36 protein-coding genes are annotated in these 23977 nt (G+C 48.0%); 7 read left to right on the plus strand and 29 right to left on the minus strand.

The features are described from left to right. The 10 genes from AC0LWF_RS18025 to AC0LWF_RS18070 form a co-directional block, all read right to left on the minus strand. The gene (locus AC0LWF_RS18025) at nt 1–615 is read right to left on the minus strand and encodes an HK97 family phage prohead protease (RefSeq protein ID WP_474652934.1); all 615 of its coding nucleotides are present in this window, start codon (nt 613–615) and stop codon (nt 1–3) included. Beyond that, nucleotides 602–1873 (minus strand): phage portal protein, encoded by a 1272-nt coding sequence (locus AC0LWF_RS18030; RefSeq protein WP_474653172.1) that lies wholly within the window; start codon nt 1871–1873, stop codon nt 602–604. The genes AC0LWF_RS18025 and AC0LWF_RS18030 overlap by 14 nt, the downstream gene beginning before the upstream one ends. Next, nucleotides 1848–3641 (minus strand): terminase large subunit, encoded by a 1794-nt coding sequence (locus AC0LWF_RS18035; protein ID WP_474652935.1) that lies wholly within the window; start codon nt 3639–3641, stop codon nt 1848–1850. Before AC0LWF_RS18035 ends, AC0LWF_RS18030 begins: the two co-directional genes overlap by 26 nt. Further along, complete coding sequence (locus AC0LWF_RS18040; protein ID WP_474652936.1) at nt 3622–4101, minus strand: phage terminase small subunit P27 family; 480 nt, start codon at nt 4099–4101, stop codon at nt 3622–3624. Before AC0LWF_RS18040 ends, AC0LWF_RS18035 begins: the two co-directional genes overlap by 20 nt. Nucleotides 4102–4224: 123 nt before the next feature. Further along, nucleotides 4225–4647, minus strand: coding sequence for a hypothetical protein (locus AC0LWF_RS18045; RefSeq protein WP_474652937.1), 423 nt, complete (start codon nt 4645–4647; stop codon nt 4225–4227). Beyond that, entirely contained in the window at nt 4644–4991 is a 348-nt protein-coding gene (locus AC0LWF_RS18050; protein ID WP_474653173.1) for an HNH endonuclease, read from the minus strand. Before AC0LWF_RS18050 ends, AC0LWF_RS18045 begins: the two co-directional genes overlap by 4 nt. Next, a complete protein-coding gene (locus AC0LWF_RS18055; RefSeq protein WP_474652938.1) occupies nt 4991–5122 on the minus strand; it encodes a hypothetical protein in 132 nt (43 codons plus the stop codon). Before AC0LWF_RS18055 ends, AC0LWF_RS18050 begins: the two co-directional genes overlap by 1 nt. Nucleotides 5123–5272: 150 nt before the next feature. After that, the gene (locus AC0LWF_RS18060) at nt 5273–5818 is read right to left on the minus strand and encodes a site-specific integrase (protein WP_474652939.1); all 546 of its coding nucleotides are present in this window, start codon (nt 5816–5818) and stop codon (nt 5273–5275) included. 528 nt (nt 5819–6346) lie between these two features. Continuing rightward, nucleotides 6347–6727 carry a hypothetical protein gene (locus tag AC0LWF_RS18065; RefSeq protein ID WP_474652940.1) on the minus strand — a complete coding sequence of 127 codons (381 nt, stop codon included), beginning with the start codon at nt 6725–6727 and terminating at the stop codon, nt 6347–6349. Between the two features lie 110 nt (nt 6728–6837). After that, a complete protein-coding gene (locus AC0LWF_RS18070; protein WP_474652941.1) occupies nt 6838–7005 on the minus strand; it encodes a hypothetical protein in 168 nt (55 codons plus the stop codon). Nucleotides 7006–7248: 243 nt separating this feature from the next. On the opposite strand from AC0LWF_RS18070, the gene AC0LWF_RS18075 reads away from it, so the two are divergent. Next, a complete protein-coding gene (locus AC0LWF_RS18075; protein WP_474652942.1) occupies nt 7249–7461 on the plus strand; it encodes a hypothetical protein in 213 nt (70 codons plus the stop codon). Between the two features lie 78 nt (nt 7462–7539). Here AC0LWF_RS18075 and AC0LWF_RS18080 read toward each other — a convergent pair whose 3' ends face one another. The 11 genes from AC0LWF_RS18080 to AC0LWF_RS18130 all read right to left on the minus strand — a co-directional run bounded on the left by AC0LWF_RS18080 (nt 7540) and on the right by AC0LWF_RS18130 (nt 12673). Then, a complete protein-coding gene (locus AC0LWF_RS18080) occupies nt 7540–7734 on the minus strand; it encodes a hypothetical protein (protein WP_474652943.1) in 195 nt (64 codons plus the stop codon). 58 nt (nt 7735–7792) lie between these two features. Beyond that, nucleotides 7793–8068, minus strand: coding sequence for a hypothetical protein (locus AC0LWF_RS18085; protein ID WP_474652944.1), 276 nt, complete (start codon nt 8066–8068; stop codon nt 7793–7795). Nucleotides 8069–8079: 11 nt separating this feature from the next. Then, nucleotides 8080–9441 (minus strand): replicative DNA helicase, encoded by a 1362-nt coding sequence (dnaB, locus tag AC0LWF_RS18090; protein ID WP_474653174.1) that lies wholly within the window; start codon nt 9439–9441, stop codon nt 8080–8082. Beyond that, nucleotides 9410–9769 (minus strand): replicative helicase loader/inhibitor, encoded by a 360-nt coding sequence (locus AC0LWF_RS18095; protein WP_474652945.1) that lies wholly within the window; start codon nt 9767–9769, stop codon nt 9410–9412. The genes dnaB and AC0LWF_RS18095 overlap by 32 nt, the downstream gene beginning before the upstream one ends. Continuing rightward, nucleotides 9756–10478 carry a hypothetical protein gene (locus AC0LWF_RS18100; protein ID WP_474652946.1) on the minus strand — a complete coding sequence of 241 codons (723 nt, stop codon included), beginning with the start codon at nt 10476–10478 and terminating at the stop codon, nt 9756–9758. Before AC0LWF_RS18100 ends, AC0LWF_RS18095 begins: the two co-directional genes overlap by 14 nt. A 107-nt stretch (nt 10479–10585) precedes the next feature. Further along, complete coding sequence (locus AC0LWF_RS18105) at nt 10586–10747, minus strand: hypothetical protein (RefSeq protein WP_474652947.1); 162 nt, start codon at nt 10745–10747, stop codon at nt 10586–10588. Then, on the minus strand, nt 10740–11015 hold the full coding sequence (locus tag AC0LWF_RS18110; RefSeq protein WP_474652948.1) for a hypothetical protein: 276 nt from the start codon (nt 11013–11015) through the stop codon (nt 10740–10742). Before AC0LWF_RS18110 ends, AC0LWF_RS18105 begins: the two co-directional genes overlap by 8 nt. Before the next feature lies 1 nt (nt 11016). Beyond that, nucleotides 11017–11514, minus strand: coding sequence for a helix-turn-helix domain-containing protein (locus AC0LWF_RS18115; protein ID WP_474652949.1), 498 nt, complete (start codon nt 11512–11514; stop codon nt 11017–11019). A 181-nt stretch (nt 11515–11695) separates the two neighbouring features. Next, complete coding sequence (locus AC0LWF_RS18120) at nt 11696–12052, minus strand: hypothetical protein (protein ID WP_474652950.1); 357 nt, start codon at nt 12050–12052, stop codon at nt 11696–11698. Beyond that, complete coding sequence (locus tag AC0LWF_RS18125; protein ID WP_474652951.1) at nt 12052–12381, minus strand: DNA-binding protein; 330 nt, start codon at nt 12379–12381, stop codon at nt 12052–12054. The genes AC0LWF_RS18120 and AC0LWF_RS18125 overlap by 1 nt, the downstream gene beginning before the upstream one ends. Nucleotides 12382–12421: 40 nt before the next feature. Continuing rightward, nucleotides 12422–12673 (minus strand): helix-turn-helix transcriptional regulator, encoded by a 252-nt coding sequence (locus AC0LWF_RS18130; RefSeq protein ID WP_474652952.1) that lies wholly within the window; start codon nt 12671–12673, stop codon nt 12422–12424. A 133-nt stretch (nt 12674–12806) separates the two neighbouring features. Between AC0LWF_RS18130 and AC0LWF_RS18135 the strand changes: the two genes are divergently transcribed. From AC0LWF_RS18135 to AC0LWF_RS18155, 5 genes are all read left to right on the plus strand, one after another. Then, nucleotides 12807–13214, plus strand: coding sequence for a helix-turn-helix domain-containing protein (locus tag AC0LWF_RS18135; RefSeq protein ID WP_474652953.1), 408 nt, complete (start codon nt 12807–12809; stop codon nt 13212–13214). Between the two features lie 4 nt (nt 13215–13218). After that, on the plus strand, nt 13219–13401 hold the full coding sequence (locus tag AC0LWF_RS18140; RefSeq protein WP_474652954.1) for a hypothetical protein: 183 nt from the start codon (nt 13219–13221) through the stop codon (nt 13399–13401). 61 nt (nt 13402–13462) lie between these two features. Then, on the plus strand, nt 13463–14086 hold the full coding sequence (locus AC0LWF_RS18145; RefSeq protein ID WP_474652955.1) for an ImmA/IrrE family metallo-endopeptidase: 624 nt from the start codon (nt 13463–13465) through the stop codon (nt 14084–14086). Next, nucleotides 14079–14477, plus strand: coding sequence for a hypothetical protein (locus tag AC0LWF_RS18150; protein ID WP_474652956.1), 399 nt, complete (start codon nt 14079–14081; stop codon nt 14475–14477). Before AC0LWF_RS18145 ends, AC0LWF_RS18150 begins: the two co-directional genes overlap by 8 nt. Then, entirely contained in the window at nt 14477–15697 is a 1221-nt protein-coding gene (locus AC0LWF_RS18155; protein ID WP_474652957.1) for a tyrosine-type recombinase/integrase, read from the plus strand. Before AC0LWF_RS18150 ends, AC0LWF_RS18155 begins: the two co-directional genes overlap by 1 nt. A 79-nt stretch (nt 15698–15776) precedes the next feature. On the opposite strand, the gene groL is transcribed toward AC0LWF_RS18155, so the two are convergent. The 8 genes from groL to AC0LWF_RS18195 form a co-directional block, all read right to left on the minus strand. Further along, a complete protein-coding gene (groL, locus tag AC0LWF_RS18160; protein ID WP_474652958.1) occupies nt 15777–17414 on the minus strand; it encodes a chaperonin GroEL in 1638 nt (545 codons plus the stop codon). 83 nt (nt 17415–17497) lie between these two features. Next, nucleotides 17498–17779: a co-chaperone GroES gene (gene groES, locus AC0LWF_RS18165; protein WP_090580879.1), complete on the minus strand. Its 282-nt coding sequence runs from the start codon at nt 17777–17779 to the stop codon at nt 17498–17500. A gap of 202 nt (nt 17780–17981) precedes the next feature. Further along, the gene (tatC, locus tag AC0LWF_RS18170) at nt 17982–18752 is read right to left on the minus strand and encodes a twin-arginine translocase subunit TatC (RefSeq protein WP_474653175.1); all 771 of its coding nucleotides are present in this window, start codon (nt 18750–18752) and stop codon (nt 17982–17984) included. Nucleotides 18753–18865: 113 nt separating this feature from the next. Next, nucleotides 18866–19108: a twin-arginine translocase TatA/TatE family subunit gene (gene tatA, locus AC0LWF_RS18175; protein WP_474652959.1), complete on the minus strand. Its 243-nt coding sequence runs from the start codon at nt 19106–19108 to the stop codon at nt 18866–18868. Nucleotides 19109–19221: 113 nt separating this feature from the next. After that, nucleotides 19222–20250 (minus strand): molybdopterin-binding protein, encoded by a 1029-nt coding sequence (locus AC0LWF_RS18180; RefSeq protein WP_474652960.1) that lies wholly within the window; start codon nt 20248–20250, stop codon nt 19222–19224. Further along, on the minus strand, nt 20247–20741 hold the full coding sequence (locus tag AC0LWF_RS18185; protein WP_090580868.1) for a MogA/MoaB family molybdenum cofactor biosynthesis protein: 495 nt from the start codon (nt 20739–20741) through the stop codon (nt 20247–20249). The genes AC0LWF_RS18180 and AC0LWF_RS18185 overlap by 4 nt, the downstream gene beginning before the upstream one ends. Nucleotides 20742–20781: 40 nt before the next feature. Beyond that, nucleotides 20782–21255 carry a cyclic pyranopterin monophosphate synthase MoaC gene (gene moaC / locus AC0LWF_RS18190; protein ID WP_474652961.1) on the minus strand — a complete coding sequence of 158 codons (474 nt, stop codon included), beginning with the start codon at nt 21253–21255 and terminating at the stop codon, nt 20782–20784. Next, nucleotides 21246–21902 (minus strand): 5-formyltetrahydrofolate cyclo-ligase, encoded by a 657-nt coding sequence (locus tag AC0LWF_RS18195; protein WP_474652962.1) that lies wholly within the window; start codon nt 21900–21902, stop codon nt 21246–21248. The genes moaC and AC0LWF_RS18195 overlap by 10 nt, the downstream gene beginning before the upstream one ends. 132 nt (nt 21903–22034) lie before the next feature. Between AC0LWF_RS18195 and abc-f the strand changes: the two genes are divergently transcribed. Beyond that, entirely contained in the window at nt 22035–23975 is a 1941-nt protein-coding gene (gene abc-f, locus AC0LWF_RS18200) for a ribosomal protection-like ABC-F family protein (protein WP_474652963.1), read from the plus strand. Nucleotides 23976–23977 lie beyond the last annotated feature (2 nt).

Genomic DNA, 23977 nt, shown 5'->3' on the forward strand with positions numbered 1-23977 from the left:
TTATACCCCCATGATTTCAATTTCGCAAAGCAGCTTTCGCATTTCCAACTCGCTTGCTGCTTGCGGTTGTTTGATAAACTTATCAACTAAACTACGCGCTTCCGCGTCCACTTCGCTATCCTGATATGCTGCGAACCCTGTTGGAGATATTTCGAACAAATCGACATCCAGCAACGTTCTCAAGTAAGCTCCCTCATCAGGAAGGTAAATCCAATCCTGACCTTCGGAGGGCGCATTGAATCCAAACGAAACCCCGTCGACATCGCCGCGATCCACCGCATCAAAAGCAAAACGGCCCCACTGATTGTCCGGTAGATCGAGTTCGAATCTTAATCCGATCTCGTCCTCTTCCAGACGCAGCGTGCCGCTTTTGGTTGAACCCAATACAATATCAACGTTATGATTCCACAATGCCTTCACGTTCGTTTCCGCAAGTGTCCGTTTAAATGCTTGCGGTGCAATCATTTCATAAAATTCACCGTAAAGCAGATTCGAACGTGTGTTGAACTTGGCTGCATATCCGTAAATGGTCAAGCTCTTCTCCCCATCAGGCGCTGCTCTTGTCTCCAGCAGCGGGATCTGGAGGAACCTCATCTCCTTTTTAATTGCCTTCACCCCCTTTCAGGCCAGCTTTGGCGTTCTGGTAATCGTCCATGTTCTCCAAATTCACGAAGTTTAAGGATACGAATCGTTTATCTCCATGCGGACCGATTCCTTCTTGCTCTTCGAGAGCCAAGACCATGTTAATGGAGTAAACGCCTGATTCGATCATAATCTTATAGAAGTTCGCTCTTGTCGCCATGTCCCCGCGAAGCTCGCTAGTCATGTTAGCTTTAACGTAGTACACTTCCTGCTCTGAAAACGTAAATAACTTATCATCCAGCTCCTGCTCAACGTTCGTAACCAGTGGCTGTAGCGTATTTTTGACGTACTCCAGGGATTGGTTCTCCATGTTGGAGTACTTCACATCAGAAATGCCTAATTTGTAACCTGGAACCTTGTAGATTTTTGACACTTCCGCAATGCCAAACTTTGCGGATGCGATAAACTCAGCATCCTTGAGAGGCATGCCGAGCGGTGTATACTTCATGGTGTTATCCATGACAGCCACCCGCGCTACATTATCCATGCCTGATGTCGCTTTTTCAAATTCTTCTCGAATAATATCCTTGGATTCACTCTTCAAGGGTACATTCGTCTGAACTTCCAAGATGCCTGATATATTCGTGCCTTTGCTATAAAAGCGGCTGAGGAACTTCTTCTGCGCTTTCTGCACACCTAATTCTTCTCGGATTGCCTCTATAGGTGTAATCCCCTTCAGTCCTGATGTGCCAAGTGCCTTAAAATGCAGTATTTCATCTGGATATATTTTACGGATTTGCCCATTCGGGAGCTGCGTGACGTAATACACTTCGCCTTCCCGCGAAAGATAAACCTCCGTAAGTGATGGATTAAGCGGCCACAATGCCTTGGGATAACCTGTCCTATCGTCGAATTCAATATTGGCATACGCGTTGCCCCAAACAACCATATGAACCATCATCGTTTCCTTAAAGGTATAGGCTGTCATGTACGGATTCGCTTTTTTGCCCAATATTCTTGATACAGGGTGATCGGTCACCTTCTTTATGCTATCTCCCTGTTTGCGAAAGACTTGAAAGGGAAATTTGCCGATATCTCCACCTAAAACAGAAGCTACAGTATAGACATTGCTGTTCAGGACGGCTTGATCATTTGAAACGTATGCGCCTTCTTCGTAGGTGGACCTGCCCATACGCCATGAGTCCCAACCATCAGATCGCCGTTGCCAGAATTGCCACCATCTCCTCGTGATAAGCTCGCCTCCCTTAGAACGTAAACCCGTTCGAAATATGCTCGTTCATATCAACTGCCTGATCCAGCAGCATCGCACGAACTAACGCATTGATTATCGCTGCCAGCAAGTCAATTCGTTGGCTATCGTCTTTATGTTTCTTGCTCAGCTTAATATTTCCGTTATTATCCACGATCTCAAGCGCGTTCGAAACGCACCAAGTAAGCAAAGGACTGCCATCGTGAACCAGCAGCCCTTTGAGTACAAGCTCACGGAAAAACTTCGTCGGCTCCGTCAACGTCTGAACGCCTTGGCGAATCTCAACTCGTTCGTATCCTTCCGCTTCGAGTTCCTGTGTAAAGTGCGTAGCATTGTACGGATCGTAACAGACCTCCTTCACCATCCAACTCTCGCTCACTTCGAGCTGTTGTATATGGCTCTTAATGAATCGATAATCGGTTACCGATCCTTCCGTCAATGTACACCAGCCATCATTTGCCCAAGCCGTGTAAGGCACTCGGTCTGAATGCTCATGTTCACGTGCCCGCTCAGCTGGCATAAATCCATGTGCAGTAACCGCATATCGTCCATCCGGCAGCTTGAATACATAAGCGGCAGCTGTAAGGTCCGTTGTCTTGGATAAGTCCAATCCGCACCAAGTCTGCCATCCCTTCACCAACGTCAAAAAAGCGTCTCGCGAAATGCCGAGCGCCTTATACTTGTCCATCAGTCCGGACATAAACTTGTGTTCACTATCCGACTGCCAGCGATTTACCCGCTTAGTCAGCCATTCACGAATCTTTGCAGGGTCGCCGGTATTGTACGCTTCGTCATGCTCTGCACGTATTTGCCCCCGCAGCTCCTCCGCATACTCATTGTCTTCTTGCAGAATGGGATTCGCTTTAATCCAAAATGCTTCATCGTGAGGATCATCTTCTTTTTCAAGCTCACGAATCATTGCGAAATAGGTTTCGTTCATCGGCGTTTCACCTGAAAGCATCTTGCAAAGCGCGTCATATTCCTTCTTGCATGGACTGTTCTCAGCATCTTTCCCAGCCGTTGTGATAATTAGCATCAGCGACTGGAGACGCTTGCCGAATCCCGAGTAAAGTACGTCCACGATCTCACTTGTCGAGTGAGCGTGATACTCGTCAATAATAACAATGCAAGGTGCCCCAGAATCTTTGTTCTTGGTATCCTTGGAGAGCGGCCTCAGCCACCCACCTCGCGTCGAGTGCTCAATATAGGTCCTCTTAATTCGCAAGCGCTTGTAAATATCAGGACTAGCCTCACCCATTTTCTGTGCATCGAGCCAGACACGCTTTGCCTGAGTCTTATCGACCGCGGCACATTCAACTTCAGGACTTTCTTCGAAGCGTTTAAACTCCGGCATTGCTGGAGGATAAACGCAATCCCCGCACATACCATATAAGGCAAGTCCGCTCATCTCAGTCGATTTAACATTACCGCGAGCACGCTGGTTGTACGCTTTCTTGAATCGGCGCTTTCCAGAGTCCATATGAACCCATCCAAAAATGCATCCAAGATCAAACTTCTGAAATGGAAGCAGCTCAATGAGTTCGCCGGAGAAAGGACCGCGTACGTGTCGGCAGCAGCGCTCGAACCAGGCATACAATCGGTCTGCACGGCTCTCATCGAAAACATAAGGGAAGCCTTCTGTTGCTTGTCTCTGAAGATCGTCCAGATGTCGCTTGCAAGCCAGCCACTCCATCCTACAGCTTGGTCGATATCCCGTTACGATCTCAGCAGCATAGCGGTTAGCAGGATGAACATCTTCCCAATCTGGATTAGTCGAAGAGTTCATCATTCGGATCTTTCTCCTCTGCCATACGCCTTGCAAGTCGGGCACGCGCACCAGCGGTGATACCGAGTTTCTCGCCAAATTGGAGAATCAGCCGTGCATAATCCTTCGCCATAGTTACATGAGGATTAGCAATTTCAATGCCGCCCTTGCCCTCTATCGTGAACCCTTGCTCATCAATTTGCTCGTTCATCGCTTGATGCTTCGCAACAGCATCACAATAGGCAGCAAGAACGTCCTCGTCCAACGGATCGAAGATATCGAACTCTTCCATGTCCCGAACGATCTTCCGCCATACCTTGCGGGCATTGTCGTCAAGCCAAGACGGTATCTTAAGCGTCCGCTTCTTCTTGCGTTCAAACGACTTACCGGCTTCTTCCCGCGACTGTACTTCTTTCTTTGTCCAATGCTTCCCGCCGCCCTTCTGACCGACGCGCATATGATCGAAATGGACGACCTGATTCATCGCCAGTTTCCTCCTTTCAAAACGATCTCGTTTCTCATATCGTTTTGGGGACTTTTTTTCACAAGCGAGACCCCTGCGGTCTCGCCCCCGTTGCCGTAAATTTTCGTACCCCCGGGGGGTCTCCTAGCTAGCGTTTGTCAGCTCGGCAAGCTTCGCCTCAAGCATCTCCACGGCTGACTTCCTCGGTTTCTCTTTGGACTGTTCATACGCTAGGAAGTGTTGGACAGCTTCCACATCAGGTGCATCCGCCAATGCTTCTTTCAGTTGCTCAATCGTCATGTCAACATCAGGAGCCGTGACTGCATCCGAAGCCGCTAACGCTTCTTCAATTGGTTCTTCCAGTGTCCGAACATAGAGAACGCTGCTGAACGGCAGGAAGTAAGTAACTCCGCTTGTGTCGTTTACAATCACCGTTACCTGCGATGTATTAACTGATTGGTGTATCTTCGACATGAGCCGCTCTGCACTAGGCTCATCAATAACAATCACTGTACCGTCGAGTAGTTTCACTTCAGTCTTCATAATGGATTGCTCTTCTTGGTTCATCTTCCAAATCCCCCATCTTCCTTAACTGTTTTAATGTCGTGATGCTTCTTACATAATGGCTGCCAGTTGTTACGATCCCAGAATAGCGCCTTGTCTCCCTTGTGCGGCTTGATATGGTCCACAACAGTCGCCGCTGTAACCAGTCCAACCTTGTAGCACTCAGCGCATATCGGATGCTTCCTAAGATAGCCAGCTCTGGCCGCACGCCATTTACTGTCGTACCCCCGTTGTGCAGCTGAACCACGGTGCGCGTCCGCAGCTGACTTGTGTACCGAGCAAAACCGCTCCGTTGTCAGCTGACTGCAACCAATCTTCCCACATGGATGCTTCGGCTTAGCTGGCATTAACGCTGTGCCTTCATCGTCTTCCAGCTCGCTCGCCACATTTCACGGCGCTCCTTGCGATTCAGAATGAGCATCGATGCAGCTTCTTGCAAAATAATCTTTTTTTGTTTCTTCCACCATTTCTTCAGCATTTCGTCCCCTCCAGTTTTATGAAAATAAGGTGTTTGAGCTGGACATAATGTATATTCTGTCTAACTCGGCAAGAGACTCGAACCCGTTTCACTACATGGGATTGAGCCTAGTCATGAAAACGAGTAGCACGTATCCGCAATATGGCGAACTCAGAACAGTCTGAAGTTCTTCATAGACGAATCCATGGTCTCCTGAAGCTCTCCAATATAGCGCAAAGTGATCTTCTCTGACGAGTGGTTAAAGTGATTCATCAGCAACACAATGTCCTTGAACTTCTTATAATGGAAGTAGCCGAACGTTTTCCTAAGAGTATGGCATCCCACTTCAGAAAGACGAAACACGTCCGCAATAGACCGCATAATGTTGTATGCTTGGCTTCGACTAATTGGTCGATTGACGCCTTGCCTGCTTGGAAACAAGTATTCGTGCGGTTGCATACCATCCACATATGCCTTCAATGCCTTCCGCAGTTCCGAAGTCATCATGATTCGTTTTTCCTTCTTGGTCTTTCTCTCTCGAATCGAGATATGAGATCCTAGTACATCCCTGACTCGTAGCCTCAATAAGTCACTCACTCGAAATCCTGTGCTGAAACCCGTTATCACAAATGCATAGTTACGCGGGTTCGTCTGTCTGAGATGATCCAGTATATCTTCTAGAAGCTCAGAGTCAGTTATCGGCTGGACTGTATTCACATGACCACCACCCCTATTGCTATAAAATGGAAGTTGCACTACATTAAAATGACTCGTGGGAAAGCATCCCCGAGTCATTTTCTATTTCCCTGCTTAATGCAGGGTCTTCTACTACATAACTGCTTCACGCCATCCCATCTTCCCCAAACGCATCCACGGCAGGGAACCGGTTGCGCTTTAGAGGTGTCGATGGGTCTCAATTTCCTCGTTAATGGCAACTGTATCGCCTCCTGGTGACTGCCGATCTGCGGCCTAAAATAAGATCCTCACAACAACCCATGAAACAACAACTCGCTTCGCGAATGATCTCATGAGTTGTTGTAAAAAACTTATGGGGTGTCAAACCCCACCCCATCTCCACACGCTTGACGATTAACGTCTAAGGTCAATGACCCACCGCATGGCCGAGTCCTACATGTAATAAGGGTACAGTAGGTATCACCCGAGCAATTCGCTCTTTGTGATTCCACTGTACCCTCGTTTTGCCGACATTTTGCCGACGCTTTCCCGACAAAAAACCGTCATTTTTTAACTTGTCCACATCTTCAACGTATTGGCAATCGACGTGATCCCTTCATTAAGCTTACGCTCCACTGTCCGATCACTCATGCAGCTGCTGAAGAAAAGAACTGTTGCGCTGTGGGTCTGACCTTTTACAAATCGATGTTCTATAATTCTGCGAACTTCTTCGTCGATAATAAGGGAAATCGATTGCTCAATAAGTCTGACGTTTGCTCTGTACTTTTGCAGCCTATCTTTTTGTTCTGGCGATAACCGGTCAACATCTTGATCAAAAGCAATTACGACCTGCTTTGCCTTTCTAAAATCCTTCAGCAGCTTCTTCGCCTGAACAAGATCCGCCAACGTCGCTCGCGGGAAAAGCTCTATTTGTTCGTCAAATTTCGCCATTGCCAACATTCCCCTCGACCTCTCTCTATGATATATTTTAGAGAGAGTCAAGGCTCCAAACAAAGCCCCGGCGTCCAGATCCCCATCAGGTCCGGGGCATTTCTATGCTTTCAAACCAAAATAATCGCATCATACCAATCAACGAACTCACCAAGATACTCCCCATCTGTTAGTATCTGATATCTTTCAATAAAGAATGGACCCTTTACACTTCTCGCCTCGAATTCTTCACCTTGTTTAGGACCCTTATCCGTTTTCCTGATGATCTTGATTTTCAAGCTGCACACCTCCCTTCGCGTATTCATCAATATTCAAAGCTGGGTTATCTTTGCTTAATGGTTCACATGGCTTTCAATTTCCCTGCTGCTGCTGTCGTATTTAGTCCATACGATCACTTCAGATCGTTCCTCCTTATGTCATTCCGTATTCAAACTTGTCAGTGCTACGTTGCCACCTAATTAGGAAAAATATCCTATTTCGTCGATTTTATAGTAGAATATTACTAGAAAGGAGGGATTCCTGTGGCAGATAGAGTAGAAGTTAATCCTACACCCATTCAGAGAAACACACTTGATGTTGCAATGGAGTTAACACAGCTATATTTTCAACAAAGTGCGGAAGCAGACATCGAAAAAATAGATTCTATTTTCGCTCGATTTTATTCAGCAGCTAGAATACTTCACAGTATGCGTCCGGACCAATTACATCAGTATTTTTCTGAAGATCTGAAGTAACTTCATCCCGCTCTACGGAAAATCCGTAGGGCGGAAGTCGTTATGCCGTTCGCCTCATGTTCTTCCGTATTCATTGAATTACATCACCGGAACCAATACCCCTAGATGCTCCAATGCGATTTCAACATGTTCTAATGCAAGCGAAGCAGCTGCAATTTCTTCAATATCTCGCTCATTGACAGACAAATATAATTTCGCTGTCTCGGCCTGCTCTCTTGCCTTGATTAATGCTTTAATTAATGAGTCTTTCCTCGACTGGTCGTGCTTGTTCAAACTCAACGCCTCCTAATCCATACAAAAGTGTCCTACTTGAATTAGTTACTACAGTCCATCAAATTATCATTTCCAGTTGACCGCCAATGACCTCATCAATAAAGTGATAAGGCGCCGAAATCCCCTCCAAAACTCCGCGATCCATGATACTACCTACCGAGCTGCTCCATGTATACGCCGCGTTGCAGAAAGGAGAGACAACGAAGGACTTGAGCGTCCCACCATGCAGAGCTGCGAAGCGATTGTCTTCAGTTAACGCGATTATTTCAATTCCGGCTTGGCAATTTTGAATGACTCTCTGAATAAGTGCATGTTTCTGTTCATATAAGGTCAACTGCTCTCCTCCTAACTGGCATGCTGCCGATCAAGCGAAATGAACTTGTTGAACTGCTTTAAGAAAGCGAGCTCCACCGTTCCAACAGGTCCATTCCTTTGCTTTGCTATAATGACTTCGATAATATTTTTCTTCTCCGATTCCTTATCGTAGTAATCATCACGATAGAGAAATGCGACAATATCGGCATCCTGCTCGATTGAACCGGATTCACGAAGGTCAGACATCATTGGCCGCTTGTCCTGGCGCTGCTCGACGCCCCTACTCAACTGAGAGAGTGCGATGACCGGCACCTCCAATTCTCTTGCAATTTGTTTCAGTGTTCGAGAAATCTCTGAAACTTCTTGCTGCCGATTTTCTTTACGAGTTCTGCTTGAGATTAATTGGAGATAATCGATTAAAATAAGCCCAAGACTGCCCACTTGTTTTTTCAACGTGCGGCATTTGTTGCGGATTTCCGAGACGGTTATCATCGGAGTGTCATCTATGTAAATATTCGCCTCATGAAGGCTACCTGAGGCTACCGCAACTTTCTCCCAGTCCTCATTTTCCAAATATCCCGTACGGATCCGGCTTGCATCTACATTACCTTCTGCAGCTACCATTCGGTTAACTAACTGAGATGCCGACATTTCCAAGCTGAATACAGCTACGGTCTTTTTGGCGCGAATGCCGACATTTTGTGCAATGTTGAGAGCAAAGGCTGTCTTTCCGACCGAAGGTCGAGCAGCAACAACGATTAAATCGTTGCTTTGAAATCCCGAGGTCATCTTGTCTAAGTCGATAAACCCTGATGGCACACCCGTTACCCCGTTCTCGGAGCGATGCAGTGACCGAAATTCAAGTTCTTCGAAGTTACTAAGACAGATGTCCCCAATACGCTTAAACTGAGAATCAGTAGTTGTACGATCAGCAAGTGCTGCCCCTGTTTCTTGCATCCCTGCAACGATTTCCTTAGCGTCACCTGCTAGAATCGCGGCTTGCAATCGTTCTTTATATTCTGCAATCGCAGATCTCTGCAAGAATCTATCCAGGACAACACTTGCATAATGCGACACATTCGATGATGATGGAACGGCTCCCGCAAGCTTCGTAATATAACTGATTCCGCCTACCTTTTCCAATTCATCTCGGGATTGTAGTGCTGTGCTCAATGTAACAACATCAATGGGCTGGCCTTCCTCTCGCATATGGACCATGACGCGGAACAACCGGGAATGGGGCTCGTAATAGAATTCATCACCACGGAGCATTTCAGTGAGCTTGTCCAATGCCTCAATATCAAGGACGGCTGAACCTAACGCCGCTTGCTCTGATTCAATGCTTCTTGGCAGTAGCTCGTTATTGATCTCTACGATTGGAGTTCCGTTCAGCAAGTTCTCGCATCCTTTCTTTCACGTTTGATGGTGGCTGTGTAGCGGTAAGTCGTTGCTGCTCCATTTGCCCAATAAAAAGTTCTGCATCTTGGCGCAACTGGTCTTGGTAAACAGTTACGCTATCCTTATCCTTTCGCAAGTCAGCGATAGTAGGTGGCCACTTTGGCTCCTTAGATGCAAATTGCTTCAAATTAGACAAAGCCAAATCAAATGGCACATCAAGAAGCAGTTCATGCCATGCTATAACTTTCTCATCATCTCCACCAAAATTCGCATAGTAGCGATTAATATATGCGAATAAAGTGAACACCTCAGACTTCTTCAAGTTCCGCCTCCCTCGCTTTCTGAACAAAATAAGATGCTGGGTCTGACTTCGGGAGCTGATTCGACTGGAAGGCTTCAAAAGCTGCCAGCGTCACGATACCACGCTCATCACAACGCTGGAGAATGCCCCATAAGTAACCGATGTCTTTTCCTTTAAGGCGTGTGATCTCAACTGCTCTGGTTACAAGATCGTGCCCCATTCCCTTGGATATGTAGGATCCTAGGTGCTGAGACTGAAGCGAATTTATCCGGGCTGGGAATTGAGCATCAATTGCTCTTATTGCCTTCCTAAAGTTCAGGTCGATGATATCGGACAGATCACCACTATCTTGTTTCGTTTCGTTTAGTTTAAATAATGCTGAACCTTTTACCTCATGGTTTACCCTATACTTTGCCTCATACTTTGCCTCATGGTTTACCTCATTATTTGAGGTAAAGGGAATGAGGCGGTATCTACCGGCCTGCTGTTTCCCCTGGCTTTTATACTCGATCCTTCCTTTTTGGACCAAATAGTTTCTGTGCTTCGTCAGGGTGTTTTCGGTGACGCCTACTTTTGCCTGTAACAGGGTATTGGCTACTGCAAACCACTCTGGCCATCCACTCTTATTTGCGACCGCCATAAGGTGAAACCACAAAGTTTGTGTGGATGCTTCCAACGGATTTGTTTCGAGCCAATCGAAGAAGGCGTTCATCTCGCGTAAATAATTCATACTTCACCGCCTCGACACCGTTCCACTTCCCAAGTTCCATTTCCCAAATCTTTATAAAACGCTGCATAGACAGGAGCCTGGTCAACTGGCATTGCCTTGTTATTAAATTAATCCCCTACAACAACGACCTTCTTACTACCGGCTTCTTTTCTAGGGACGACTGGTACAATATCTCCATGCCGAGGAGCTCGCTCCTGGACCCCGACAATTACCCCATCTCGATTGCGCTTTACCCATAACAATTCCTGCGTCCAAGCTTGTTTATCCAACTGAGATTTCCCCCTTTGACAAACGTTTGGGTATTGGTAAAATAGAGCACAAGAGTTCCATTGCACGGATTCTTACTGATGTCCGCCCTGGCCGGCGGGCATTTTTCATTTCATAATTTGCAAAACGAATTAGCATCAAAAGATACGCTACCATTTCTTCGTGCTTGTTATTGTCGTACCGATCAGGGTGCTTTCCCATCCACATCAAGTTATGAATAGCATTAATCCCAGCTCGCTGAGCTTCTGCGGCCAATTGCTCTCGTGACATTTCACCGATCTCCCCTTTTTACTTCCATCTCGTGACGCTTAATGAGCTGCTTACGATCTAACCCGAATTCTTCTTCCAGTACGCCTTGCATCACAGCTACCTTTTGCCCTACATCTCGCAGTTCAAGGTAAACACGTTCAGCCGATTCACGCCTCTTCTCGGGGTCAATGTGTTTTGCCATAACCAGTGCCTCCAATGCTGTCTCAGCTTCGTCGAGCTCTTTCAGTAAGAGATCCTTAAGCGCAGCCGGATGTAAGTCGAGATTCGGTACGTCTTTCAAAATATTGCTTATAAAGCCGTCTGTCTCTTCATCTGCGATTGTTAATGCCATTCGCCAAGATGACCTAGACAAATGCTGTCTCATTTGAACAGTTGCATCACGCTCACCGGACTCTATTCGAGAGAGCTGTGTCCGATCCATCGAGAGTAATAATGCGAACTCCGATTGATTCATGTTCTTCCCAAGGCGAAACTCCTTCAACGCTTGTCCAATCGACATAGATCCATCTCCCCGTCACATATTTAATCGTTGTTTGCTGCAATGGCGCAGGCTTACTATGCTTTGTGACAAACTGGCACAAAGTAGCAGTCGATATGTGACATTCCAATTTGCTACAATTTGATTACCAACAACATTCCCTTATCTTGCCTGCCGTTCATATTCACCGGCAGGTACTTTTTTATCCAAACCGCAGCTTGATTGCTTCGAATGCAAGTTGCTTATTGTTTGGATCTAAGTAGTCCATATCGGACAGATTGACTTTATGGATCTCGTTATATAGGTGGAGAGCAAGATTCAGCATGAACTTTTCGCTTTGAGACCAAGGAGCAGATGCCCGCTTTAAACCTGTTGCTTTTATGGAGCGGTAATACAAATCAAAATACTGAGTTGTGAATACTGCGCGAAGCTTGGCTTGATTAGAGAAGAGATGTATTGTTCCTCTCCAATATCGATCTCTCATTAGATCAATGGGGATTGTGTTTTCTACTGGGCAGGTCAATTCAATTCCTCCAGATTTTGAATTAAAATTGTTCATTATTTTGCTCGTCGAAGGTTTGCTGGTCTTGTTCCAATTAATGATGAAGAACCTGAGTTCTTATTAATCCAATCAGTATGTTCTTCACACCATTGAAGCAATAAATGGGTTAAAACTCTCGGATGGCCAAGCTCTCTAATAACTGGGAAATCATCACGGTTCAAAAGCTCAGCTGCTTTCGTAGCGCCGATGTCCAAGAGTTCCATGAATTGCGTCCGATTGAGTATCGGAGGTAAATTACTTGATAATGAGTGCCGTTCAAGTGCTGAATCGACTGCAGCATTGATTATTCCTTGAAGCTGGTCATAATCAAACTCAAATTTAAGCATTGATTTCATTTCCTTTCGTCATCGGCTTTACTTTCAGGAATCAAGCACCTTGCGATCCTGAAACTTCGCGTATCGCATAGCGACTAGCCAGAAAAATTTCTTCTCGTGGTTTTCCATACAACATTGCAATCTCAAGTGCTCGCTCAGAGCTAACCATTCTTCTGCCGTTCTCAATTTGAGATAAGTAACCAGCTGAAATACTAAGTTTTCTTGCAGCTTCTTCAATGCTCATTCCAGCCATTAAGCGTGCTGACTTCACATGGTTTTCCATTTCACACCTCCAACTTCGCATATTGCGTAGTTCATGGATCGAATATACTACGCAATACGTAAAGTTGTCAACGCATTTTGCGAAGTTTATTCAACGTTTCTTTTCATTATGCAAAGTGCAAAGTATAATTGATAAGACAAAGGAGGTGTTCGGATTGTACGGAGAACGAATTAGACAGCTACGTAAGGAGAATAAATGGACAGGTAAACAACTCGGAGAAAAATTGAATTTAGCGGAATCAACAATATCTGGGTACGAGAACGAAACACGAAAACCTGACATTAGCTTACTTGATCGAATGGCAAATCTCTTTAACGTGTCTGTCGACTTTCTGACAGGAAGAACAGACTCCAGGGAACGCAACCATACAGCCGCTCCTGATCTGAATAAGTTTACCGTAAGTGTAAATGAGCTTTCTGCCAATGAAACAGACATTGGACGTGCATTTTTCGGTGGAGCCGATAAATACACCGAAGAAGAAATCGAGGTTGCTCGTGCAGCTGCTAGAGCAGCTATTGAAGCGATGAGAAAAGCGCGGAAAAATAAAGAAGAGGGAAATTGACACCATGAGAGCAAGTGAACTTAACGATGCGTTCCTCTACAGTTCCCACATCGAAGTCTGGCAAGACGGTGAACTTCACGATTATGGCGGCCAGATCGAGCGCCATAGCAAATATGAAGTTGTCATTAACGGCATGCATTATTTGAAACATGCTTTTGAATTTCGGATTAAGAAAAATAGCCCATAATCAACAGGGCTATTATTTTTCACCATAAATAGAACATATGTTTGTATTTTGGAGGGACAACATGAATTACATAGACCTTTCTCTTTACAAAGAAACTGATTTGGAGAAATGGATTAACGAAGCATATCGCAAGAACGATATTCATTATGCTAGCGATATCGATATTGAACGGATTGCTGCGATTTGGAATGTTGAAATTCGCACTTACCTCGGCCCCTCGTTTGCAGAGTGGAAAGATGACGATTACTCTTTTATTTTTATCAACGCCTACTTAACAGAAGAACATCGCCGAGAAGTATTCTTCCACGAGTTGTGCCATCCATTACAGCACACCGGATGTCAAGACACTCATATGGCCATTCAGTTCCGCGAGCTGCAGGAGACCCAGGCAGGGCTGTTTCAACTCTACTCTGCTATGCCGGTCTACATGCTTGATGAATTTAAATCCATTCAGGATCGCTCTTACTACTTAAAAGTACTAGCAGAAGAGTTTGTTCTACCACTACGTATCGTGGAGCGAAGAATCAGTCAGATACAAAGAAGAGTTCAGCAGGAGCGAACTGACCTGCAGTTCAAAGAGCGTCAAACACGACAAGAGCCTCGGACGTATTCAGCAGCCACTCGTGAGCTCATGGAGCAGCTTCACCGGCAGCTGCGAAAAGACCAGGTACAGCATAATGCGTAGGGCATCTGTCGTCTACAGAGAGAGCGGGTTCTTCGGTGAGCTAGCACCTGAATGGCTCATATACGACCTTGGCTTGCTCACTGAGGCATCGTGGGGTAAACGCCTGTATATTCCTATAAACGCACCGTTCGAACGTCAGGAGATCGATGAGTGCGACGATACAGCGTCGATTACAGTTCCTATCAGCGCGTACACGTTACGAGAGGACAAGCCTGATCGAGTTGGCATCCACCTCCCCACCGTCGCAGCTTTCGCAGAAGCACGTTGCCGATCCATCGGTGCGACATTCGACAGCTCACTTATCAGACGCCTCGTTATGCGCCTAGCCGACATCGAGGAAGTCCTTCAAATAGATGTTCGATTTCATATTCAGAATGGAGGTTTCGACTAATGGCATCGTTTAAGAAAATTCCATCCAACAACAAGCAAGGTTACAAGTGGGTCTGTATTAAAGACGGCCCGCCAGATCCTGTGACAGGGAAACGCAATCAAATTGAAAGAAGAGGAGATACGAAGAAAGAAGCTGAGGCTCGTGTAGATGCAGCTCTCGCTTCTCTGAAGAATGATGGCATCAACCAGAAGAAGATTAAATCTTTGCCATTTGAGCAAGTCGCCGAAGAGTGGATTGAAGCATATTCGCGAGGACCGGTAAAGAAGAGTACCGTGCGATCACGCAGAAATTCAATTGATCTCCTTAACAAGCACATAGCATCCGTAAACATTGATAAAATCACACACAGAGCTCACCAGAATATCTTGAACGAACTCTTCGACAAAGGATATTCTAGATCCCACATTGAGAGTGCGCATGTAACGGCCAATCTCATATATAAGTATGCAGTTCTGGTTAAGTATCGTAAGGACAACCCAGCTGCTGGAGCGATGATTCCTGTGAAGGCAGTGACTGTAGAGGAAATTGAGAATAACCCAATCGAGGAGAAATACCTTGAGAAGAACGAATTAACCGAGTTGTTGAAAGCAGTCGTACAACACGGACTGCCCGATGATAAAGAAATGTTTTACTTAATGGCTTTCTCCGGCATGCGAAGCGGAGAAATGATCGCACTTAAGGATACAGATTTCAATTTCGATACGAATGAGATGCGTGTTACTAAGACGTTATATAATCCAGACAACAACGCCAAGAAATACGAATTAACACCACCAAAGACAAAAGGGTCTATCCGAACGATCGATCTCGATCCGACTATTATTGACCTGGTTAAAGAACATATCAAACGGCAGAAGAAGATTCGAAAGAGTGTCATGCACTTTAATCCGGACTACCATGACGAGAAGTTTCTCTTTTGCAATGAAGAAGGGTACCCCATCATTCAGAAAACCGTTAATCGCCGGCTTGAGAGACTGATTACAAAGACCTCCATCAAGAAGAAGGCAACCTCACACATATTCAGACACACCCACATTAGTATGCTGGCAGAAGCAGGCGTCGATCTCCCGACGATTATGAAACGCGTCGGCCACGATGATCCTAAGACCACGCTGCAGATCTACACACACGTCACAGACAAAATGAGAAAGGATGCTGGCGAGAAGGTGAATATCCACTTCAAAGACATCCTTCAAGGCGCCTGTTTGCAAGAAATGTGAGTTTTTTGTGGGTTTTTATAATAAAAGGGACCCCTAGAGGTCCCTTTTCCCTTGATATTACTGGACTTTTTAAAACGGCTTACATCATGCCGCCCATACCGCCCATGCCGCCCATGCCGCCCATGTCAGGCATGCCTGGTTTGCTTGCTTCTGGTTTGTCAGCTACTACAGCTTCAGTTGTCAGGAACATTGCTGCAACGGATGCTGCGTTTTGCAGTGCGGAACGTGTTACTTTCGCAGGGTCTACGATACCTGCTTCGAACATGTTTACCCACTCGCCAGTAGCTGCGTTGTAGCCTACGCCGATTGCTTCTTTTTTCAGACGCTCAACGATTACGGAGCCTTCTTGACCCGCGTTAGCCGCGATTGTGCGAACTGGCTCTTCCAACGCGCGAAGCACGATGTTTACGCCTGTTTTCTCGTCGCCAGAAGCGTTAACAGCTGCTACTGCGCTGTATACGTTCACGAGTGCTGTACCGCCACCGGATACGATACCTTCTTCCACAGCTGCGCGAGTGGAGTTCAGAGCATCTTCGATGCGCAGTTTGCGCTCTTTCAGTTCTGTTTCTGTTGCTGCGCCAACTTTGATTACGGCTACGCCTCCAGCAAGTTTAGCAAGACGCTCTTGCAGCTTCTCGCGGTCGAAGTCGGAAGTTGTTTCTTCCAGCTGCGCACGGATTTGGCCGATGCGAACTTCGATGTCTTTCTTGTCGCCAGCGCCGTCAACAACGATTGTGTTTTCTTTCGTTACGCGGATTTGACGAGCTGTACCCAGTTGATCTACAGTTGTCGCTTTCAGCTCAAGGCCGAGCTCTTCTGTGATCACTTGGCCGCCTGTCAGAGCAGCGATGTCGCCAAGCATAGCTTTGCGGCGGTCGCCGAAGCCAGGAGCTTTAACAGCTACGCAAGTGAATGTACCGCGCAGACGGTTAACGAGTAATGTTGCCAATGCTTCGCCTTCGACGTCTTCAGCGATGATAAGCAATTGCTTGCCGGATTGAACCACTTTCTCCAGAACCGGAAGGATCTCTTGAATGTTGGAGATCTTCTTGTCTGTGATCAGAATGAATGGATTGTCGAGGACAGCTTCCATTTTGTCTGTATCCGTGATCATGTATGGGGAGAGGTAACCGCGGTCGAATTGCATGCCTTCAACCACTTCAAGCTCCGTTACGAAGCCTTTTGATTCCTCAACTGTGATAACGCCGTCGTTGCCGACTTTCTCCATCGCTTCAGCGATCAGTTGGCCAACTTCATCGTCAGCGGAAGAGATCGAAGCAACTTGTGCAATAGATTGCTTGCCTTCGATTGGCTTCGCGATTACTTTCAGCTCTTCAATAGCTGCACGAACCGCTTTTTCGATACCTTTGCGGATAACCATTGGGTTAGCGCCTGCAGTAACGTTCTTCAGACCTTCGCGGATCATCGCTTGCGCAAGAACCGTTGCAGTTGTCGTACCGTCACCAGCAACATCGTTAGTCTTTGTAGCAACTTCTTTAACGAGCTGTGCACCCATGTTCTCGAATGCATCGTCAAGCTCGATTTCTTTCGCGATGGACACGCCATCGTTCGTGATCAGCGGGCTGCCGAATTTCTTCTCAAGCACCACGTTGCGGCCCTTAGGACCAAGTGTAACTTTAACGGCATTAGCCAGTGCATCTACACCGCGCAGCATTGCGCGACGAGCGTCTTCGCCGAATTTAATTTCCTTCGCCATCGTTAATAACCTCCTAATGTCTTGTAAAAAATAAGTAAGACGTATCTGTTTGTTGCCATGTATGTGGAGTCAAGCCGGAAGGCTTAGCCCAAGATCGCGTGAATGTCGCTTTCTTTCATAATCAAAAGCTCTTTGCCTTCGAACTTCACTTCTGTACCAGCATACTTGGAGAACAACACGCGGTCGCCTTCTTTAACTTCAAGCGCAATACGTACGCCGTCTTTAACCGCGCCGCTGCCTACAGCGATAACTTTGCCTTCTTGCGGCTTCTCTTTCGCTGTTTCCGGCAACAAAATGCCGCTAGCAGTCGTTTCTTCTTTCGCGATTGGTTCGATCAATACGCGTTCACCTAAAGGTCTGATCATGAAAATAGCCTCCTCCTGATTTGGTGCTGCAAATTTTTACTGTTAGCACTCGCAATCATCAAGTGCTAATAACAATTTTTATAATACCGATTTTAACGACAAATTTCAAGTCTTACGGTTACGAATTCAAATGAATTTTACAATCAGCCCCGGCTATCCTGCTGCAAATAAAAAAAGCCGGCCAAAAGGCCGGCTTTACCTATTAATTCCCATATTCTGCTTCCCACGCCTTATCAGCCTTCAGCTGTTTCCGGTACACAACGCTCGACAGCAGCACGCTCAGTTCATACAGAAGAATGAGCGGGGCTGCTACCAGTGAATCGGAAATAAAGTCCGGCGGCGTTACGATGACACCGATGATGATTAGGACGAAATACGCGAGACGGCGCATCTTCCGAAGTCGCTTCGGATTCAGAATGCGCAGCTTCGTCAGAAACATAATCGCAATCGGCAGCTCGAAGAGGAGCGAGATCGGCAGAATTATATTGAACATAAACGAGAAGTACTGATAAATACCGTACGTTTCGATCAAATTTAAATGCCTTGCAACCTTCGTCGTGAAATTAAACGCCATCGGGAACACGACCAAGTACGAGAAGGCCAATCCGACCAGAAACATGAAGAGCACGAACGGGATAAACATCAAAGTTGCCCGCTGCTCCTGCACGCGAAGCGCCGGCTTAACGAATGACCAAATCTGATATGCCGCTACTGGCAGCACCAGAATAAGGGCGATAACAAGCGCAAATTTCATATAGATGCCAATCGCATCCCACAAGGAGAATGCGTGAAGCTCCATCCCCTTAACCGGCTCCTGATTAATGAGGAAGTTATATACCGGGTCCGCGCACACAAGGCCGATAATCATCCCGATCACTAGGACGATGATGATGATGATCAAACGTTTGCGAAGCTCGCCGATATGATCAAACAGCGACATAAGCTGATCGCCGCGTGCCGCTTCCGCAGTCATGGGTTCTTTCCTATCTGCCACTGCTTACAACTCCTTCCAAGCAAACGACATGGATGCCGCTATGTAAGAGCACAAATCCATTTTGTGCCTTGACTAAAAAAAGCGGGCCCCAGTTATTCTGGGAGCCGCTTGTTCGTGCTTTGATCTTCTGTAGCCGTACGATCTGTACGACTCACTTCAACCCGATTGCGATCACGATCGTCGTTATCGTCCATTATGTCTTTCGCGCCTGCCTTGAATTCCTTCAGCGTACGGCCGAATGCGCGGCCGAGCTCAGGCAGCTTGTTCGGTCCGAACAGCAGTAATGCGACAAGTGCAATGAGTAGAAAACCTGTTACGCCAATACCATTAAACATCTTTGAAATTACCTCCTTCTAATGACTTGTAAAAGCTTATGCAACGAGTAATCTGCCTAGTAGGGCAGAGGAAATAGTCAGTTCGCTTCATTAATGATTAACCATCTTGATCATTAACAACCATGCAGTCCGCCATAGCCCATCCCGATAATGTCCGCTCTTGTAATCGTGTCGCCTGCGAGAATCCGCGGCAGCAGCACATTGAACGAGGTGTACGGGTCATGCATGACGCAGCCTGGGAGTCCCATAATCGGTACATCGCCAATATAGCCCATAAGCAGCATCGAGCCCGGAAGCATCGGTGTTCCATAGCTGACAATTTGCGCGCCGGCCTCGGCAATTGCAGCTGGCGTGCGGTCATCGGGGTCTACCGACATCCCGCCTGTTACAAGTATCATATCATACGACTGATCGCGTAAATAGTGTATTTCCTTGACAATTGTATGGCGGTCATCCGGCGAGAACCGCTGCTCTGCGATCTCCGAACCGAGCGACTCTACGATGCTTGTAACGGCAGGGCCGAACTTATCTTGAATCCTTCCAGAAAATACTTCTCCACCCGTTGTCAGCAGGCCGATCCGGAATTTGCGAAGTGGCTTCAAGCGAAGCGGAGACGCGCCTTCATGCTGTTCCTTGTAGCTGGCAATAAGCTCTTCCACCGCGTGCACTTTAGCCTCTGGTACTACTAGCGGAATGACCCGCGTCGCAGCCAGCTGTCCACCGGGCATGACCACTGCGTTCGTCCGAACCGTCGCAAGCGCAATCTCGCCTAGCTCGTTAACGGCATGAACGACAGCCGGGTCGATCTCGGCGATGGCTGGAACGTCCAGCCCCGACTTGATCGCCACCTTGCCCTCATGCGGCTCAGACAGCTGTAGGCCATCACACTTAAGCGCATTTGCCATACGGCGGGCCGCGTCATCCTCATGCAGATCGCCTTCGGCAAGCTCCATAATGTAAATATGCTCCTTGCCAATATCAAGGAGCTTAGGTATGTCTGCTTCTGTAATCAAATGGCCCTTCTTAAACAGCCGTCCCTTAAACTGACCGGGGATGATCTGTGTCAGATCATGCGCGAGCCGTAGGCCGATCGCTTCCTGTACCGGCACTTCCTTCAATACCGTACGTTTGCTCTCACTCACTCTGTATGCTCCCCTATCCGGCCGGAGAGGATGCTAAGCGCATGCGGGAGCTGATCCATAATGGCCAATAAATTTTCATGTACGCCTTTCGGACTGCCGGGCAAATTAATGATCAGAGAACGACCGCGTATGCCGCATACACCGCGCGAGAGCATCGCTCTGCGCGTGCGCTGCATAGCGCCTACGCGCATCGCTTCTGCAAGTCCCGGCACTTCGCGATCGATGACTTTCAGCGTCGCTTCCGGCGTCAGATCACGTGGCGCAAGTCCTGTGCCGCCCGTCGTAATGACAAGGTCCGCTTGATAGTAGTCGGTCATCTCAATAAGCGCCGCCATAATTTCATCCTGCTCGTCGGGTACAATCCGGTAATCGACGATTTCTCCGCTGAGCTCTTCTTCAACCAGCTCCCGGATAACTTGTGCGCTCGTATCCTCGCGCTCGCCTCGCGATCCTTTGTCGCTCGCTGTCAATAACGCTACTTTCCACCGCATGAGCTTCTTCCCCCAATCGCTTTTTCAGAAAGATATGCCATTAACGATCAACTTTATAATCACCGTTTTTTCCGCCGCTCTTCTCGCTCAGATAGGTCGGTCCGATAACCATGTCTTTCTGCAGCGCCTTGCACATATCGTACACGGTCAGCGCAGCCGCGGAGACTGCTGTTAATGCCTCCATCTCAATGCCGGTCTTGCCGGTCGTCTTCACAGTGCCTTCTATATATAGCTCGTCCCTGCCATTATCGGCAAAGGCCAAATTCACGCCAGTCAGCGGAAGCGGATGGCACATCGGAATCCAGTTCGACGTGTTCTTCGCCGCCATAATGCCCGCCACCTGCGCAACCGCGAGCACATCTCCTTTGCCAATGGTGCCCGCTTTGATCCGTAACAATGTATCCTCTGCCATCGTCACAGTCGTACGCGCAACTGCAATGCGTGAGGTCACCTCTTTGTCCGAGATGTCCACCATGCGAGCTCTACCCTGTTCATTAAAATGTGTCAAATCCATGCTGCGCGCCCCCTTGTCATTCCATGTTCCGTAATGACCGCATCGACGGCCGCATCATGCTCATCCATTGGCACGCTATCGACCCACTGCGCTTCGTAGCCAAGGCCAACCCAGAGCGGGAACTTCCGCTCCTGCTCAGCAGCGATACGACTCAGCAAATCATGAAACCGGTCATAATAACCGCCGCCGTACCCCAGCCTGCCTCCGTTCGTATCGAACGCCAGCCCCGGCACGAAGACGACGTCTGGCAGCTGAACGGCCAAATCCCATCGCTGAACCGTCGCCGGATCCGGTTCTTTAATGCCATAAGCGCCAGGCACGAGCTCATCCCAAGCTTGAAGCAAGTACAGCTCCATGGAGCGGCTCTCCTTCACGCAGCGCGGCACGATTACGGAGATTCCGTTGCGCCAGCACCACTCGATCAAGAGCGTCGTATCAAGCTCCGAACGAAACGGGATATAGATCATGATGCTGCTCACCATCGGTCCTTCAAGGTGCTGCAGCCAATCGACAGCCTGCTGGCAGGTCGTATCCGACCAAGCGAGCCTCTGCTGCTCCGGGAAGCTGTCCCGCCGCTTCACGGCAAGAAGCCGGGCCATCTTCTTCTCCTCCGCATGCCTCATCCGATTCACCGCTTTGCTGGTCATAGTTACTCCATAGTTTATCACTATTGCCCAATTTTCGCCAATAAGCGGACACCCAGGTGCATGTCGCACAATAACCATTTTTCATGTAAACTGAGAGGCATAGGAATTTTTCAAGCGGAGGTTTCAACAATCATGCTTCTTCAAGTTTCTGATGTATCCAAAAGCTACGGGGTAAGCAAGGTGCTCTCGTCCATTACATTTCAAGTGCAGCCGCGTGAGCGGGTTGGGCTTGTCGGCGTGAACGGCGCAGGCAAATCGACGCTGCTGCGAATTATTGCCGGCGAGATGTCTGCCGACTCCGGCACCATCTATAAATCGAAAGAAACGACGATCGGCTACTTGGCACAATCGAGCGGCCTGCAGTCGGATAAGACCATTGACGAGGAGATGCGCGCTGTTTTTGCTCACCTCCTTGAAGCGGAGAAAGAGCTTCGCACGCTCGAGCAGCAAATCGCCGATCCGAATCTCCACGCTGACGAGAAGCAGTATCAAGCGGTACTTGACCGATATTCGAAACTGTCCGACTGGTTCCGGGAGAACGGCGGCTTCGAGGTGGATACGCGCATTCGGATGATTGTGCACGGGATGGGCTTCGGCCAGTTCCCTCCGGATACGATCATCTCCACGCTGAGCGGCGGTCAGAAGACACGCCTCGCGCTGGCGCGAATTCTGCTGCAAGCGCCAGATCTGCTCATGCTTGATGAGCCGACCAACTATCTCGATATCGAGACGCTTACTTGGCTCGAAGACTACCTGCGCGGCTATGACGGCGGCATTCTGGTCGTCTCTCATGACCGTTACTTCCTCGACGCTGTCGTCCAGACGATTGTCGAGATCGAACGACACGCGGCAAGACGCTATACGGGCAATTATTCCCGTTTTATCGAAATTAAAGCGGCCGAATTCGAAGCACAGATGAAGCAGTTCGACAAGCAGCAGGATGAAATCGCAAAGCTTGAGGACTTCATCCAGCGCAACATCGTCCGTGCATCGACAACAAAGCGCGCTCAAAGCCGTCGAAAGGCGCTTGAGAAGATGGATCGTCTCGACAAGCCGCAAGGCGATCTGAAGAAGGCGAGCTTCTCCTTCGAGATTGAACGCCAAAGCGGTAACGATGTGCTGGATGTGAACGATGTCTCCATTCGCTTCCCCGAGAAGCAAGCGCCGCTCTTCGAGCATGTTTCATTCCGATTAGAGCGTGGCGAGAATGTGGCACTGATCGGTCCGAACGGGATCGGCAAATCGACGCTCCTCAAGGCTCTAGTTGATCAGCAGCCATACGAGCAAGGCACCATTCGCTGGGGAACGAATGTGAAGATCGGCTATTACGACCAGGAGCACACGGGGCTGAACAAAGCGAATACCGTGCTTGAAGAGCTTTGGAACACCTATCCGGGAATCGAAGAAGCGCGAATTCGTACCGTACTCGGCAATTTCTTGTTCAGCGGCGATGACGTGAAGAAGAAGATCAGCACGCTCAGCGGCGGCGAACGGGCACGTGTCTCCCTCTCGAAGCTGATGCTTGCCCATGCGAATATGCTCATTCTAGATGAGCCTACCAACCATCTCGACTTGTACAGCAAAGAGGTGCTCGAATCCGCGCTTATGGATTATGACGGCACGCTGCTTTTCATCTCCCATGACCGATATTTCCTTAACAAGATGGCGGAGCGCATTGTCGAACTTGGACCGGAAGGCACTCAGCATTTCCTGGGAAATTATGACGAAATGATCCAGAAAAAGCGTGAAACCGAGGAGCTCCATCTGGAAACGCTGTCAACTCTGCAAGGAAAACCGAACAAAGCCGCAGCCGCGCAGGAAGCGGCCCCTGTTTCTTCGTACGAAGCCGACAAACAAGCGAAGCGTGACGAACGAAATCGGCAGCGCAAGCAGGAACAGCTTGAGAACGACATTGCTCGCCTGGAAGGCGAAATTGCTGGACTTGAAGAGCAGCTCACCGATCCAGACGTTTACAATGACTATGTGCGGGTACAGCAAATCCAGTCCGACCTGGAGTCGCTCAAGGCACAGCTCCAAGATGTTTATGAAGCTTGGGATCAGCTGCTCGCTTAACC

This window comes from Paenibacillus sp. sgz302114, assembly GCF_056120345.1.